Annotated in this window: 15 protein-coding genes and 1 riboswitch; of the genes, 2 read left to right on the forward strand and 13 right to left on the reverse strand. The window is 47.2% G+C overall.

Annotated features, from left to right (window positions below):
- Positions 1-122 precede the first annotated feature (122 nt).
- From KJS65_RS08705 to aroC, 3 genes are all read right to left on the reverse strand, one after another.
- On the reverse strand, positions 123-1,067 hold the full coding sequence (locus KJS65_RS08705) for a VanW family protein (RefSeq protein WP_213649470.1): 945 nt from the start codon (positions 1,065-1,067) through the stop codon (positions 123-125).
- A 175-nt stretch (positions 1,068-1,242) separates the two neighbouring features.
- Entirely contained in the window at positions 1,243-3,066 is a 1,824-nt protein-coding gene (locus KJS65_RS08710) for an APC family permease (RefSeq protein WP_213649471.1), read from the reverse strand.
- Between the two features lie 144 nt (positions 3,067-3,210).
- A riboswitch (cyclic di-AMP (ydaO/yuaA leader) is annotated at positions 3,211-3,371 on the reverse strand.
- Positions 3,372-3,820: 449 nt separating this feature from the next.
- Complete coding sequence (gene aroC / locus KJS65_RS08715; RefSeq protein ID WP_213649472.1) at positions 3,821-4,879, reverse strand: chorismate synthase; 1,059 nt, start codon at positions 4,877-4,879, stop codon at positions 3,821-3,823.
- Positions 4,880-4,989: 110 nt separating this feature from the next.
- Between aroC and KJS65_RS08720 the strand changes: the two genes are divergently transcribed.
- Entirely contained in the window at positions 4,990-5,871 is an 882-nt protein-coding gene (locus KJS65_RS08720; RefSeq protein WP_213649473.1) for a LysR family transcriptional regulator, read from the forward strand.
- 195 nt (positions 5,872-6,066) lie between these two features.
- Here KJS65_RS08720 and KJS65_RS08725 read toward each other — a convergent pair whose 3' ends face one another.
- Positions 6,067-6,351 (reverse strand): GNAT family N-acetyltransferase, encoded by a 285-nt coding sequence (locus KJS65_RS08725; RefSeq protein ID WP_213649474.1) that lies wholly within the window; start codon positions 6,349-6,351, stop codon positions 6,067-6,069.
- 221 nt (positions 6,352-6,572) lie between these two features.
- On the opposite strand from KJS65_RS08725, the gene KJS65_RS08730 reads away from it, so the two are divergent.
- Positions 6,573-7,982: an amino acid permease gene (locus tag KJS65_RS08730; RefSeq protein ID WP_213649475.1), complete on the forward strand. Its 1,410-nt coding sequence runs from the start codon at positions 6,573-6,575 to the stop codon at positions 7,980-7,982.
- Between the two features lie 118 nt (positions 7,983-8,100).
- Here KJS65_RS08730 and KJS65_RS08735 read toward each other — a convergent pair whose 3' ends face one another.
- From KJS65_RS08735 to KJS65_RS08775, 9 genes are read right to left on the reverse strand one after another with little or no spacing between them, the layout of a single operon-like run.
- Positions 8,101-9,063: an NAD(P)H-dependent flavin oxidoreductase gene (locus KJS65_RS08735; protein WP_213649476.1), complete on the reverse strand. Its 963-nt coding sequence runs from the start codon at positions 9,061-9,063 to the stop codon at positions 8,101-8,103.
- Between the two features lie 32 nt (positions 9,064-9,095).
- Positions 9,096-9,893 (reverse strand): energy-coupling factor transporter transmembrane component T family protein, encoded by a 798-nt coding sequence (locus KJS65_RS08740; protein WP_213649477.1) that lies wholly within the window; start codon positions 9,891-9,893, stop codon positions 9,096-9,098.
- Complete coding sequence (locus KJS65_RS08745; RefSeq protein WP_213649478.1) at positions 9,894-10,742, reverse strand: ATP-binding cassette domain-containing protein; 849 nt, start codon at positions 10,740-10,742, stop codon at positions 9,894-9,896.
- Positions 10,727-11,527: an energy-coupling factor transporter ATPase gene (locus tag KJS65_RS08750; protein ID WP_213649479.1), complete on the reverse strand. Its 801-nt coding sequence runs from the start codon at positions 11,525-11,527 to the stop codon at positions 10,727-10,729. Before KJS65_RS08750 ends, KJS65_RS08745 begins: the two co-directional genes overlap by 16 nt.
- Complete coding sequence (locus KJS65_RS08755; RefSeq protein ID WP_213649480.1) at positions 11,528-12,349, reverse strand: SDR family NAD(P)-dependent oxidoreductase; 822 nt, start codon at positions 12,347-12,349, stop codon at positions 11,528-11,530.
- Positions 12,346-12,696: a MaoC family dehydratase gene (locus tag KJS65_RS08760; RefSeq protein WP_213649481.1), complete on the reverse strand. Its 351-nt coding sequence runs from the start codon at positions 12,694-12,696 to the stop codon at positions 12,346-12,348. The genes KJS65_RS08755 and KJS65_RS08760 overlap by 4 nt, the downstream gene beginning before the upstream one ends.
- Positions 12,668-13,066 carry an FAS1-like dehydratase domain-containing protein gene (locus KJS65_RS08765; protein ID WP_213649482.1) on the reverse strand — a complete coding sequence of 133 codons (399 nt, stop codon included), beginning with the start codon at positions 13,064-13,066 and terminating at the stop codon, positions 12,668-12,670. Before KJS65_RS08765 ends, KJS65_RS08760 begins: the two co-directional genes overlap by 29 nt.
- A complete protein-coding gene (locus tag KJS65_RS08770; protein ID WP_213649483.1) occupies positions 13,063-14,214 on the reverse strand; it encodes a thiolase family protein in 1,152 nt (383 codons plus the stop codon). The genes KJS65_RS08765 and KJS65_RS08770 overlap by 4 nt, the downstream gene beginning before the upstream one ends.
- Complete coding sequence (locus KJS65_RS08775) at positions 14,211-15,692, reverse strand: AMP-binding protein (protein ID WP_213649484.1); 1,482 nt, start codon at positions 15,690-15,692, stop codon at positions 14,211-14,213. Before KJS65_RS08775 ends, KJS65_RS08770 begins: the two co-directional genes overlap by 4 nt.
- Positions 15,693-15,697 lie beyond the last annotated feature (5 nt).

Here is a 15,697-nt window from a genome sequence, read left to right on the forward strand (position 1 = left end):
TTTTCCTAATCCAAAGGGAATTTTCTCCCAAGCTAAATTATATCAGCAGCTAGCGCTCTTGTCGTGCTGCTGTCGATTTTAAAAAACGATACTATGAGCTTTCAATAGGATATGTTTTTTGTTCATTCTCCGTTCACTGGGTTAGGTAACGGCGGTATATCACGTACTTCTTCAGGGAGTTGATAAGAAATGCTTGGTACCTTTTTGGGGAGATATTCGATCACATCAGATGAAAAAATGGAGACGGCCATACTTCCGTTACCTGCATATGCCCGGATCAGTACAGGCTGGTTATAAGCATTATTAAATTCAAAGTCCGGGCCCCCCCAGCTTACGGTCGCATCTCTTCCCGGAGGAACATAGGGAACGTGGCGGCTGTGCGAATATCTCTTTACAATATGTAATCCTGCCCGATCGACCGCGTTAAATAGAGTTGAGGATACTTGACAGATACCTCCACCTACGCCTTCAGATAATTCTCCACGCACGATGACTGTTGCCCTCCTGTACCCCCTTCCCGCCGTTCGAATCCCGACCACTCGATTAAAGGAGAAGGATTCTCCAGGAAATATGACGGTACTGTCAATCGCCTTGGCTGCCAAAGCGATATTATGAGAACGATCTGTATTATTGGCGTTGTAATACGTTACATAATAACCGATTGGTTTTGCCCGCAGCGAAGCCAGCAGTTCCGTATCTACCTTCGGATACACCGGATACATAGGTGCTTCTATAGAAGCTGTTCCACCGCTGTAGAGGTATGCATAGTACCGTTTAAGAAGCTCTCTTCGGTTAAGCATGTACCCATTTTGACCGGAGACAATTTGTCCGTTACCGTCAATTCGGGCGTTTATTGGTTCCTTATATGTTTTCAGGTCCAATTCGTTCACCCATTGGTTATACTTTTCCATATCCAGCAGAGGAAACACCAAAGTATTATGTGCATCCCGTTTCAGACTGGAAATGGATTTCCCCTCATGGGTAATGGTCAGCATGCCATGATCCTGATCTCCGTCTTGGTCCTGCAGAAGTTTGAACAGGAGACACGCCATTGATATCCATTTCAAGCAACATCACTCGCTTCATCATTGTGGTCATCTCTTTGTGAAGGCATTCTTCCTGCTATTATGATTCCATTCCTGGATATTCATTCAAATACATGACAGATAAGATCTTTGAAACTTGCATACAACGAAAAAAACCCTGACAGCGTTTGCCGACAGGGTTTCTGTAATGTTGTCGTTATTTTTTCAGGTGATACGGAACAGTCGTTACGATGACGTCCTTGCGATAAAGCAAATAGGCGCGAATCATAAAACTTGTCTGGTTATGCAGCAGATTTTGCCAGCTTTTCTTAGGAATAAACTGTGGAATAATCACCGTCACTTGATAATGGGATTCACTGGCTTTCCGGTGCACCGTATCGATAAATTTGCTTAGAGGATGAATGATGCTCCGGTAAGGAGAATGCAAAGTCACAAGACGTACATCGGGTCTCCACTGGTTCCATTTTTCCTCGAACCGTGTCTCTTCTTCTCTTTCAAAAGGAATGTAAACGGCGATGATCTGATCGGCTGACAGTGACTTCGCATAATTCAAGGAATGCTCGACAACGTGTGTGATGCCGGACACGGGCAGAATGACGACATTACCTTCAATCGGGACAGCTTGCTCACAAGTGGCAAGTCGTAATTGTTCACCAACTGCTTCATAATGCTTCTTAATGCGGTGAAAAAGATAAACGATCAGCGGCAAGAATATCAGTACAGGCCAAACCTGCGAAAATTTGGTCATAAAGAACATGATGGAAACCGTAAAGCTGATAAGCGCTCCTATCGTATTAATAATCAGTTTAGGGACCCAGCCTGCCGGTTTTTCGCGAATCCATTTGACCATCATGCCCGTCTGTGAAAGGGTAAATGGAATGAATACACCCACCGCATATAATGGAATCAGATGCTCGGTTTGTCCGTGGAACGCAATAATCAGGACGATCGATAATAATCCCAGGATGATAATGCCATTCGAATACCCGAGACGATCTCCCCGGACAGTGAACATTCTTGGAATAAACTTATCCTTGGCAAGATTGACCGCAAGCAGGGGGAAAGCTGAATATCCCGTATTGGCTGCAAGGATCAGAATTAAGGCGGTCGTTCCCTGAATAAAGAAGTACATAAAATGCCGGCCGAAGGTCTGCTTGGCAATTTGAGATACTACCGTTTCATGAGCATTAGGCGAGATACCTAAATAATAAGCAAGGAAAACGATACCCGAGAACAACAGGGCAAGCAGGATTCCCATGGCCATTAACGTTTTGGCCGCATTTTTGGGTCCAGGATCTTTAAAGTTGGGTATAGCATTCGATATCGCTTCAACCCCTGTAAGAGCCGAGCTGCCTGATGCGAATGCTTTTAAGAGTAAAAACAAGCTGATGCCGGCAACCGGCGTCCCAATCGGAGCATGTAATTCGGGAGACACATGTCCCGTCATAATGTTGTACATACCTACCCCAATCAGGATGAATAATGCAAATGCGAATAAATATACCGGGTAGGCCAAGATAGATGCAGACTCGGTTACACCCCTTAAATTCAATATCGTAATCAGAATGACAAAAATTACGGCAATAGCCACCGTATGCTCATGCAGGGCAGGGAAAGCCGAAGTTAATGCGTCTGTGCCCGCCGACACGCTGACGGCAACTGTCAAAATATAATCGACCAACAAAGAGCCACCCGCAACCAGCCCAGAATAAACCCCCAGGTTCTGCTTGGATACGACATAGGCTCCCCCGCCATGCGGATAAGCAAAGATGATTTGACGGTATGAAAGAATCAGAGCCGTTAATAAAACCAATACTCCGATCCCAATGGGTATCGAATACCAGAATGCTGCCGTGCTTACCGTGATCAAAACCAACAGGATTTGTTCCGGTCCATAAGCAACGGATGATAAGGCGTCAGAGGAAAGTATTGCCAACGCCTTTTTTTTATTAAGTTTTTGTTCTCCCAGTTGGGTCGATTTCAGAGGCCGCCCGATTAGAAGTCTTTTTAATGCTGCCATTGCCTTAGTGTCACCGCCAGTGTCAAGTTGTAATATCATAGATGTCCCGAAACGGTTATCGCTCATAACCATTTCGACACGACAAAAAAAGCCGCAGGAAAGTTGGACCTTCCCGTGGCTTGTTAAAAACTTTTGCACACGACAAATTCCTCTTTCATAACGCTTACGAGGTTAGCTGACGGATTCGGGCTTGAAAGTATCCCTACACTTATAGTTAATAACCAAGTGATTCACCCCTAGGATGAAAAAAACTCATCCTCTTTGGTTCCCCCGCTCCTGATTTCAGAATTAAGCGATCTAGGAGTATATAATTTCAGGTTCACAAGTCATGATTACGAATGAAATCTTACTCCTTTCAAACACTTCATGTAAAGAAGCAAAGAGTCAAGGATAGGTTCAAAATCTTCTAATATGTGTTCATGGCATCGTTTACAATGAGTGGATGCTATGCTTTACTCGAATTATCTTTAATTCCCTCCAATTCCTGATCCAACTCACAGTTCCGAATCACCCCTATCCAAACATCAATACACAATTGAGCAAAATTAATTCATAGTAAGAAATTAAATCGTGAACATTGTCGTCATTTAGGCTATCGTTTCGTTATTTTGAATCCACAAAAAAAGGCCGCGGTTTCCGCGGACTCTTAAGAGGATATTTTCTTTTCTCACGATATTCCTGCCACGTTCGTTGAACTAGATAACCTAATAATATGGAAATTCCTCTCTGATTCCCAACATACTTTGGAGGCCATTTATTCATTCAGCAAAGCTGCTTGGCGCTTGTAATGATCCTCGATCACCATGCAGGCCATGGCTTCGATCACGGGCACGACGCGGGGGCAAATGCACGGATCATGCCTGCCGATCGTCTTAATCTCCCTCTCATTGCCGTTCACGTCAATAGTCCGTTGTGGTAAGGAAATAGATGAAGTCGGCTTGACGACGACACGGAACACAATATCAGCTCCTGTGCTGATTCCTCCGATGATCCCCCCGGCATGGTTTGTCAGGAATCCATCTGTGTCCATCTGATCATTGTGTTCGCTTCCCCGCATTGCGGCTGCTTGAAAGCCCGCCCCGAATTCAATACCCTTAATCGCGCCCACGGACAACATAGCCCTTGCCAGCTCTGCGTCCAATTTGTCGAACACGGGCTCCCCTAGCCCCGGAGCGACGCCGCGGATTCGGCATTCGACGATACCTCCGCAGCTGTCACCCTCTTCAGTCAGCTGTTCGATCTTCTCGATCATGCGACTTGCGGCTGCCGTATCGCACGCCCGCACCGCATTGCGTTCAATGACATCGGCGTCGAAATTCTCGCATTTTATACCGCCGATCTCAGTCGTATAGGCCAGAATCGAAACACCCCGCCGGTCCAAAAGCTTACGCGCCACCGCTCCCGCAGCCACCCGAGCAGTCGTCTCCCTTCCTGAAGCCCTGCCGCTGCCGCGAAAATCGCGAATTCCATACTTTTTCTCATATGTGAGATCCGCATGCCCGGGCCGGTACATGTTTTGGATGTCGTCGTATGCTGACGGGCGCATATCTGTATTGTTAAGCATGATGCACAGTGGCGTCCCCGTTGTACGCCCCTCGAATAGGCCAGATAGGATGCGTATCTTATCGTATTCCTTCCGGGGAGTCGTGACTGAGGATTGTCCCGGCCTTCTTCTATCCATCTGAATCTGGATGTATGCCTCGTCCAGCTCAACGCCCGGCGTGACACCCTCCACAATTACGCCTACAGCCTCTCCGTGTGATTCCCCGAACGTGGTCATTTTTAACCGCTCTCCGAACGTACTTCCCGCCATGCTAATTCCTCCCCGAATATTTAGAATTTCTTCTCTTTCAGTTTAGAGTTATACTTGAAATAAATGAAATCGTAATATTCGACGTGTGCCATAGAGAGGATTGATATCAAATGATCGCGAACACAGAATGGTATCGCGTTTTCCTGCATGCTGCTGAGACTTCCAATTTGACGAAAGCCGCGCAAAATCTCCATATGACGCAGCCTTCTGTGAGTTATGCAATCAAGCAGCTTGAAGGGGCTTTCGGTGTTGTGCTATTCGACCGATTATCCAAGGGGGTCCGCTTAACGCAAGAAGGACAGGATTTGTATAAGCATGTCCGGCAAGCGTTCGAGGAACTTGATGCTGCAGAGCGCCGCATGAAGAAACTGAAGCAGTTTAGCGAAGGACGGCTGAGAATTGGTGCAAACGGGGCGATCGTTAAGGATTTTCTTTTACCCTCGCTCGACTCGTTCCATGCCGATTATCCCGACATTCGCATTCAACTGACGCAGGAGCGGACCAGCAGCATTTTGGAACGTTTAAAAAAAGGCTCTCTGGACCTTGGCTTCGTCCATCTGCCGGTATCGGATGAAGAAATCAAGGTCCTCGACTCCCATGCCTCGCCTTATTGTGCGGTCGTTGGAACGGCTTTTGCGGATTGGACACGAGAGCCCTTACGGACTGAAGAGCTGACTAAGCTTCCTCTGTTAATGCTATCCATGGGCAGCTCGACACGATTTTTCATCGAAGGGTGGTTCCGATCGCAAGGGGTGGAAGTGGAAGCCGATTTCGAGTTGAGCAGCTTGGATATGCTCGCGGAATTTGCCGAGCGAGGTTATGGGATAGCCTTCTTGCCTCGGGACTTTGTCGCATCTCGTATTGCGGACGGATCGTTGCTGGAGCTTAGAACAGAAATCCCCCTACCGGATCGGCATATCGGTATTGCTGTCCACAAATATTTGACCCCATCGCTGGCTGCAGGGGCTTTTTTGGGGATGCTGCAGAACTGACGATTCTTTAACGCATTCAAGATGTTTCTACAAAACGTACCTGAATTTCCGATAGCTTAATGGTGGCAACGCATTCTCGAATACGACCTGTAGCCTAAAACAAAAAAAGCCGCGATTTCCGCAGCTCCTTCTGGATCTATGTTCCTTCGTTAATTAACCCGTTGCCATCATGCTACATGCTCCCTGTTTCGTTTGCTACCCTTCCACCTGCGCCCAGACATCCTTATATTCCTTATGCCTTTTAAATTGAGCCAAAGCAAACGAGCACGCGGGAACGATTTGCTTGCCTTCCTTGCGGGCGATATCTACGACCGCCTTCACCAGCTGATCGCCTATCTTCTGGCCTCGCAGCTGTTCCGATACATACGTATGGTCAATAACAATGATCCGGTCATCGAGCGGCTTGAAGTGAATCTCCGCAACGTCTTGTCCATCCTCCACGAGGACGAGTTCCTGACTGCCCTCACGAATTTCTCTCATGGGTTTCACGCTCCTTGTCGGTTGCTCTACTTTCTCATCTATTCTTCCCCCTCGCACGGTCTGCCGAAACATCGGGCTCTTGCTGACGGAAGGAAAATAAGCACTCTCCTGATATTTACTCTGGCGCTTTAGCAGAAGAAAGTGTATTATAAATACCTGTCGGTTCATTTTTTCATATCAGCAAGTAACTTTCCGAAAATTTTCAAAAGGGGTTTATCATCATGACCAGACATAAATTAGGCTTCTGGATCCTGACCGCCCTCGTGGTCGGCAACATGGTCGGTTCCGGAATTTTCATGCTGCCTCGATCTCTGTCGGAAGCGGCAAGTCCTGCCGGGGTCATTCTGGCGTGGGGCGCTACAGGACTCGGTGTACTCACCCTGGCGCTTGTCTTCGGCAGCTTGGCTGTCCGCAAGCCTGAGCTTAGCGGCGGCCCGCAAATCTATGCGAAGGAGCTGTTTCGTAAAGGTTCCCATGGCTCCCTCTTGGCTGGCTTTATGTCAACCTGGGGATACTGGGTAGGCAATATCGCCGGTTTTGTGGCGGTTATCACGACGTTCGCAAGCTATCTTTCCACCTTCTTCCCGGTGCTTACCAGTAGCAAGGAATGGCTGACCATCGGGAATTTCACGTTAAAAGCTGGCAATGCCCTGACGTTTCTCGTCTGCTCGCTACTGCTATGGGGAACATACGCCATCTGTCAAAAAGGCATGAACGGTGCGGGAAGGTTAAATTTTATTGCTACGGCCACCAAGGTCATCGGATTTGCACTCTTCATCGTGATTGCCCTGTTTTCGTTTGAGCAGAGCAATATTGGGCCATTCCTGGCTCCACGAACTAACGACAGCGGGGAGACGCTCAGTCTGCTTTCCCAGGTTAACTCGGCCGCGATTGCAACGCTTTGGGCTTTCATCGGAGTGGAATCCGCCATGGTCTTTGCAGCACGCGCCCGGCGCAAGCAGGATATCCGCCGCGCGACCATCGCCGGGCTGTTGATCTCGATCGTACTGTATGTAGGCATTAGCATATTGACAATGGGCCTGCTGACACAAGACCAACTAATGGCTTCACAGAACCCGCTGGTGGACGGCATCTCTACCGTGTTGGGACCCATTGGCGGCAAGCTGCTAGCTGGCCTCGGCCTGATTAGTCTGCTGGGCTCCACCATCGGCTGGGTGCTGTTAAGCAGCGAAGTGCCGTTCCAAGCGTCCAAGTTAGGCGTATTCCTGCCGTCCTTTTCCAAGGAGAATAGTAAAGGTATGCCAAAGGTATCACTCTGGATCTCCAGCATCCTCGGACAGATTTTGCTGCTATCCACGATCTCGGGTTCCATCTCGGCGGCGTTTGATTTTATCATCTATATCGCTACGCTAGCTTATCTGGTCCCTTACCTGATCGCATCGCTCTACCACCTCAAGCTGATCTGGACTGGCGAAACCTACACATTCCAGAAGGAGCGGGTCACCGAAGGGATCATAGCGGCTTTGGCTGCCATTTACTCGCTATGGGTGATTGTAGCAGGTACCGCGGATCTCAAGACGTTCCTGCTTGGACTTGCGCTGATTGTCAGCGGCATCCTGTTTTATCCGCTTCTGCTGAAGTACCGGAAAGTCCATAAGAAATCAATCTAAGGTCTTTCACGCGCTTTCGTTCATCAGAGAGCAACGACGGTTAGTAATTTATTTGTTCGTAGAGGTTATGAAAATAAGTTCTTGTCTTAAGCACTGGACAAGCACTTGTTTTAATAAATTATAGAGACCCCCACTTTTTACGAATACTCCCTGCTTCTTTAACCATTCTGTCCATCAGCTCGGAAACCGTAGGGATATCATGAATCATACCGGTTACTTGACCTGCCCAACCAAAGCCTTCTTCCTTGATGTCGTCGTAAATCCAGCGTTTGTTGGCTTCTCCGCTAATATAATTCTTTAACGCCTCATAAGTTGGTGACTCGCGCTCGATTTCAAGTACTTTATCGATGTATTCACTTCGCAGAACCCTGGCAGGAGAATGGATCGAACGTTTAATTACAGCTGTATCAAACTCCGAACTCTCGATTAAAGCCTTTTTATAGGAAGCAGAGGCATGAACACATTCCTGAGTGGCAATAAAGCGCGTCCCCATTTCGATACCTTCTGCACCAAGTGCTTGGGCAGCCATCCAACCGCGGCCATCTCCGATCCCCCCTGAGGCAATGACGGGAATTGAAACGGCATCAACCACCTGCGGAACAAGAACTATAGTGCCAACATCGTCACGCCCTAAGTGTCCGCCACCTTCCTGCCCCACAACAATCACAGCAGATGCACCTAATTGTTCCGCCTTTTGTGCCTGTCTGCTTGAGGAAACGAGCACCAGTGTTTTGATATCCGTGGACTGCAGCATCCCTAAAATCGCCGCAGGATTACCGCCCGTAATCGTCACAGCGGATACTTGCTCATCAATCGCGACCTGCACTCGATCCTCGAAAGATACACCATGCATACCAATAGCAAAGTTGACACCAAATGGCTTGTCTGAAAGTGTACGTGTACGCTGAATTTCTTGGTGGAGAGCATCTGCGTTCGGGAGACTCATGGCAGTGATTTGTCCTAATCCTCCGGCATTCGAAACTGCGGCAGCGAGGTCTGCATAAGCCAAATAGGCAAGCCCTCCTTGAATGATAGGATACTTAATTTGCAATAATTCAGTGATCCTCGTATTCCATTGCATCGTTAACACCTCCCGTATTTTACCATATACATTCATCTATACCTTAATAACAGTAGGGTCAAGGCAAATAACATGACGATCCCGCCTACTTGATAATCCATTTTCTGAAATTTCAGCTGCTTATAGCTGGTTCTTCCTTTACCATTGCCATAAGCACGTGTATCAATAGCGTAGGTCAGCTGTTCGGCACGTTGAATGGTCGTGAAGAGCAGCGGAACTAAAATCGGAATATAGGATAACATCCGTTTGGGTAGCGGTAATGTCGTCATGTCAAACCCTCTAGCCTTTTGCGCCAGAAGAATGCGGTCCAGTTCCTGCACAATGGTCGGGATAAACCGAATCGCAATGACAATCATTAAAGAAAACTGCTCCACGGGAACGTTAAGCTTGGATAGCGGTGATAGCAACTTTTCAAGACCATAGGCTAATGTTAGCGGTTTTGTGGTTAACGTTAGTACAGATGCTAATAAGACGAGTAAAACAATGCGCCAGACGAAACGCGTCCCATTTTGTAACCCTTCCACAGTTAGCTCAATGAATGACCATGACCAAATTACGGTTCCTTTTGTGAAGATAACATGATATAGAAAGGTAAACATCAAGATGAATAAAATGGGCTTTATCCCTCTCCAAATCACGCGGACCGGAATCTTCGATATCATTAACAAGCCTATCACGAAGAGGCTTGCAACCAAGTAGCTAAGACCCGTTTCAAGCATCAGGAAGCTCAGCATCATTGTGGTGATGCTTATAAGCTTCGTCCTCGGGTCCAGCCGGTGAAATATGGAATGCGTCTCGATATATTGACCTATGAGTATGGTATTAGCCATTCAGATGCCCCTTCTTTTCCAGATTGGCATAATGGCTTTGAAAATATCTTCTTCTCTACAGCTTGCCACCTCAATGTTCCGGCCGGATAATTCTTCTATCATCTTTAGCAGTTGTATGGGTTCTGGCAGCGGTAACCCGATGTCCTGCAGCAGCTGGGACTGTTCCAGAAATAAAGTGTTAGTGTCATAATGACCCCTAAGTTGACCGGCATGAAATACGATAACCTCATCCGAGTATTCGGCGACATCTTCCAGTTGGTGTGAGACGCAGATAAGCGTGCGATTCTCTTGTAGTTGCCAATTCTTGAGTAACTGCAGCATATCGACTCGGCTGGCCGGATCAAGACCTGCTGTCGGTTCGTCCGCGATAAGCAGCTCCGGGTCCATCATCAACACAGAGGCGATGGCTACTCGTCGCTTCTGACCTCCACTTAATTGGAAGGGAGGAAACGGAAGAATTTCCTCCGACAGACCTACTTGCGGTAAAATCGTTTTAATAGACTCTGTAATCTGCTGACTTGAAAACCCTCGTTGTTTCGGCCCAAAGGCAAGCTCCTTTTGAACCGTCGTCTCAAATAGCTGATGCTCTGGATATTGAAATACGAATCCGATTTCCGGGACGACCTTGATCTGCCCTTTAGCATCTCTATTAACTGGCTGCCTATGAACCAAATAGTCTCCATCAATGGCGGGAATCAGCCCCTTCAGCACTTGAACAAACGTAGACTTTCCTGCACCCGTTTGACCGATAACGGAAATAAACTTCCCCTTTTGGATTGTGCAATTTACATGTTGTATAGCCGCTTGATTGGTATAATGCACGCTCACATCGTTTAGTTGATAGACCATTGTGAACGAATCATCTCCTTCCAATCAGCTGTAAGTGGCGATTTTTCATGAAGTTGTTGATGTAGTCGCACGGCAAATGGTAAGTGTAATTGATAGTCCGCAGCGGGCATGGTTTCAAAAAAGGCCAGCGGGTCGCCATCAAATTCGAGTCTCCCTTGATGTATGAGTAACATGCGCTCAGCAGATAGCACTTCCTCCATGTGATGTGTGATGTGAATGATGGTCATGCCTTTCCTATGCAGCTCACGCATAATGGAAATTACCTGTTCTCTCCCCTGTGGATCAAGCATCGAAGTCGCCTCATCGAAAATAATGATTTGAGGGCGCATGGCCACAATAGCCGCAATGGCTACGCGCTGCTTTTGACCGCCGGATAACTCGTGTGGCAAGGCTTCTAAGTAATCCTCCATTTGAACAGCTTGCAATGCATGCTGAAGACGCTCAAGCATTTCCTCTCTTGGCACGCGAATATTTCCCAAGCCAAACAGTATCTCATCCATAACGGTTGTGGTAATGAATTGATCCTCTGGATTTTGAAAGACCAGACCGATTTGCTCATGAATCCGGGTAAGGTCAGAAGGCTTTGACGTGTCTAAGTTGTTAAGTTCCACACGACCTTCCTTCGGAAGCAGCAGTCCATCCATTAGCTTGGCAATTGTAGATTTCCCGCAACCATTGGCGCCAACGATCGCGACGAACTCACCTGGTTCGATCGTAAAGCTTATATTTTCTAAGACGGGCTGTCCCTTTTTATAATAGAAATGAACTTGATTGAATGTAAGCATTCATGTACTTCCCTTCTGTCGGTACCACGTTGTGAAGAATGCCTCAATGCTATTCTCGGTAAAGACAGGCTCCGGCTTTTGCCACTTGGTCACCTTGGAGCCGTTCACGCCAAATATTTCACCTGTTAGCTCTGGATCCGGCTGTGCCAATAAGGCGGCCACGAAGCGGGCGATATCATCTGCTTCCCCTACCCGCCAGAACTCCGGAAATGGCTCATGACGAATAGCATACTTTTCCTTCAAATGATCGATTACAGGCCTTGTCATATCCGTTAAGGCAGCAGGGGAAATGGCATTCACCCGAATCTGATGATGCTTCAGTTCGGCAGCGAGCGTCCACACGACGCCGAGCATACCCGCCTTTGCTGCACTGTAATTCACTTGTCCAACCGAACCTGTTAATCCGGCAGTCGAAGTCATCAGAATGATGTCTCCGCCATTATTTTGCATATGGGGCAGCACGCGCTGAATCGTATAAAATGCGCCATTCAAATGAACATCGAGTACAGAATGCCACTCTTCATCCGTCATACGAAGACATTTTTGATCATGAACATTTCCAGCGTTATGTATCAGTACATCGATGCGTCCATAATCAGCTATGACGGCATCCACCATCGCAGTGACTAAGGCCGGATTTGCAATATCAGCACAGTAACCGGCCGCCTCCCCACCTGCATCATGAATCTCCTGCACGACTTGGTCGATTAACACTCGATTCGTCCCATTAACTACGACTTGATAAGCGGATCGTCCAAGATTAGCGGCGATACTGCGCCCAATTCCTCTTGTCGCTCCTGTGATGATCGCTACTTTTTTCATCGCTGCCTCTCTTTCACTGACAATGTTCCCGATGCAATCACTTCACCAGACTCTGCTGTAACGGTCATCAGGATATGGCCATCACTGTCCACAAATTCAAAAATCGCTACCGAATCTACTAAAAGCGGCTTTTGAAATTTCATATCATACGTTGAGATCCATTGCGTTGGATGCTCGCTCAAATAAAGCGATTGTCCCAGTCCCATGATATACATACCATGCACGATGGGCCGTTTGAATCCCGCCCCTGCTGCGGCTTCAGCATCCAAATGAATGTCTGCCGTATCTTTAGAAGCTGCGGCATATTGCCGAATGGCTTCATAGGTTATGTGTTTTTTCGTGATCATCACCTACCCGAATCAATACCGTATCCGCTGTGACAATAAGTTCGCCATCACATCTACAAACAAGCGTATGTGTAAAAAATGTCAGAATGCCTTGTTTACCCGCTTTTCGCTCTACATTCGTTAATGCTAATTCACAGTCCAAGATCATGCCTGCCGTAATCGGTGCCTCATACGAAAAACGCTGCGATCCGTGAATCAGGGGGGCTTTCATGTTCAGCCAAGGAATATCAAATGCTTGCCAGAAAATAACGGGCATTGTCGCAGGTGCGATGAGATTGCCATGTATCGACTGCAAAGGAGCCTCAATACTGTCTGCATACTGGGAAATCCACTCCGCTGTGATATAAATTTGATGCTGAATTCTCTTCATTCCATCGCCTCCACAAGGGTTGCGATACCGATACCACCGCCAATGCCCAGCGTGGCCAGACCTCTTTGATAAGGATTATGCAGCATTTCAGCACATAGACGCGTCATTAAAATCGCCCCTGATGCACCATATGGATGGCCAATAGCAAGCGCGCCACCACCAAGATTGACCTTTTCCTGAGGGATCTGAAGCTGATTTAGCGAAGCCAATACTTGGGAGGCGAATGCTTCATTAAACTCCACAATGTCTAAATCAGCCACGGTCATCTGTTGACGACTCAGCACCTTCTGGACAGCTGGAACGGGGCCCATTCCTAAATAATTCGGATCGACACCTGCCGCTTGAGCATCCACTACGCGCAATATAGGCTTTAACTTAAGCTCCTCACATTTTTCACGGGACATGATTAGAACAAGCGCAGCTCCATCATTGAGAGGACAAGCATTACCAGCGGTTACGGTACCTTGTTCCAGAAAGATTGGCGATAGCTTTTTCAGCTTTTCGAGGCTCGTGTTGGCTCTAGGACATTCATCACTAGTCACCCATTCGCCATCAACTTGAAGCGGTACTATTTCCTGCTGAAATCGTCCTGTCTGCTGAGCATGGATTGCCTTTTGGTGGCTTTTTAAAGAATAATGATCTTGTTCTTCTCTGGATATCTCGTATTTATGGGCGACATTCTCCGCGGCAATACCCATATCCGGATCGCCGTAGGTGCTTGGGGTAAAATGTGCACGTGTATACAGCTGGGGTACGCCCATCAATGTTTGCGGCTTCGCCATTTTCCATGGCGCGCGACTTGTGCTTTCCACACCACCTGCTAAATAAACCTCACCGGCCCCGCTTTGAATGAAGCGTGCTGCGATATTGATGGCCTCAAGACCCGAACCACACTGCCGATCAACCGTAACGCCAGGGACGGTGACAGGAAGTCCTGCTTCAAGAGCAGCAACTCTTGCAATATTCCCACCTGGACCTACCACATTGCCAATGATGACATCATCGATGAAGTCCTTGGGTAATTTCGTTTCCGCTACAATATGCTGAATAAGCGGCGCTAATAATGCCTCCGGCTCAAGCCCGCTTAAAACGCCACCCATTCTACCAATGGGCGTACGTTTTGCCATGACAATCACAGCTTCTGTCATACCATCACTCTCTTCACATAATCTTTCATCGCCTGACGAGCTAATTTCCCGCTGCTTGTGTAGATGAACTCATCCACCGTGATGAGCTGCTTTGGTGCCTTGTAGCTCGCTAAATACTGTCGGCAATATTTCTTAATATCTTCGATAGATAAATGCTGTTGGCTGTTCCATTTCACGAGTGCCGTCACTTGTTCTCCCCAGTAGGGATCAGGCACCCCAAGTACCATCACTTCTTGAATCTCCGGAATTTGCTGCAGCACGGACTCGACTTCCTCAGGAAATACATTAAGGCCACCCGTTACCATCATATTTTTAGAACGTCCAGCCATATACAAATAACCATCGTCATCCACAGACATATAATCGCCAAGAATGAGCCATCCGTCACGAAAAACGGCTGACGTTTCCTCAGGCAATTGATAATAGCCCATAAACATCATGTCACTTCGGATGTACAGCTGCCCGACGTTCCCAGTAGATACTTCCTGAAAATGTTCATCCCGGATGGAAATTTGTACGCCTGAAAAGGGCTTTCCTACTGAATTCGCTTTTCTCTGATCATGAACATCCAAATAACTGATGTAACTTGCTTCGGAAGAGCCGTAATATTCATAGATCTTAGCCCCGCAAAATACTTCCTTGCTCCTTTGCTTGGACGCTTCGGACCATTTCCCACCTGAACTAATCAAGGCTTGGATGTGTGTCTGTCCGGGGATGATCTCTTGCATCATCGATTCAATCATCGTGGGCACAACAAACAAAATAGCATCTGGAATCTGCCTGCACAGATCTAAAACCAGTCTTGCATTGAAATGTTGTACCATATGAAAGGTCGCCCCACTGGATAAGCTTTGCATTAATGCGAATAAGGATAAGGAGTGAACGAGTGGGCCTGGAGCTATAATATGCTCCATGTTGTCTAGTTGAAAGGCTTCGCTCGTCGCCTCAAAGCTCTTGATCCAAGAAAAATGGGTGCGCATATACCCCTTGGGTGTTCCTGTTGTGCCTGAAGTAAAGCCGATAAATAATAATTCATTCGTATCATCCATTTCTGCTTCTGGCTTGAAAGTCTGCAGCCAGTTGTCATACGAACCTGCTTCTTCTGCTGAAAAGGTTAGAAGCTTGATCTCTGTATCCTGCAAAACCAGATTCTTTACGAATCTAGTTTCCGTAAAAATCATTTTCGGCTGACATTGCTGTACAATCGCATTGACTTCGTTCATGCTCCATTTCGGATCCAAAGGTACAGGAATACAACCTGCATATATGGCTCCTAGAAAAACCTCCACAAATTCTATGCGATTCGTAGATAAAATAGCGATCTTATCCTGTGTCAGGCCATTTTGTTGAAGTCCCTGCGCAATTTGCATCATCCTCTGTACTAATGCCAAGTAAGTTCGGCTCTCTTCACCATCGGATAAGGCAACTTTGCCCGGCTGTTGTACAGCATAACGAAGTAATGGTTCTACTAGATTCATTTCAT

The sequence above is a fragment of the Paenibacillus sp. J23TS9 genome (genome assembly GCF_018403225.1).
In the GTDB taxonomy this organism is placed as follows: domain Bacteria; phylum Bacillota; class Bacilli; order Paenibacillales; family Paenibacillaceae; genus Paenibacillus_AQ.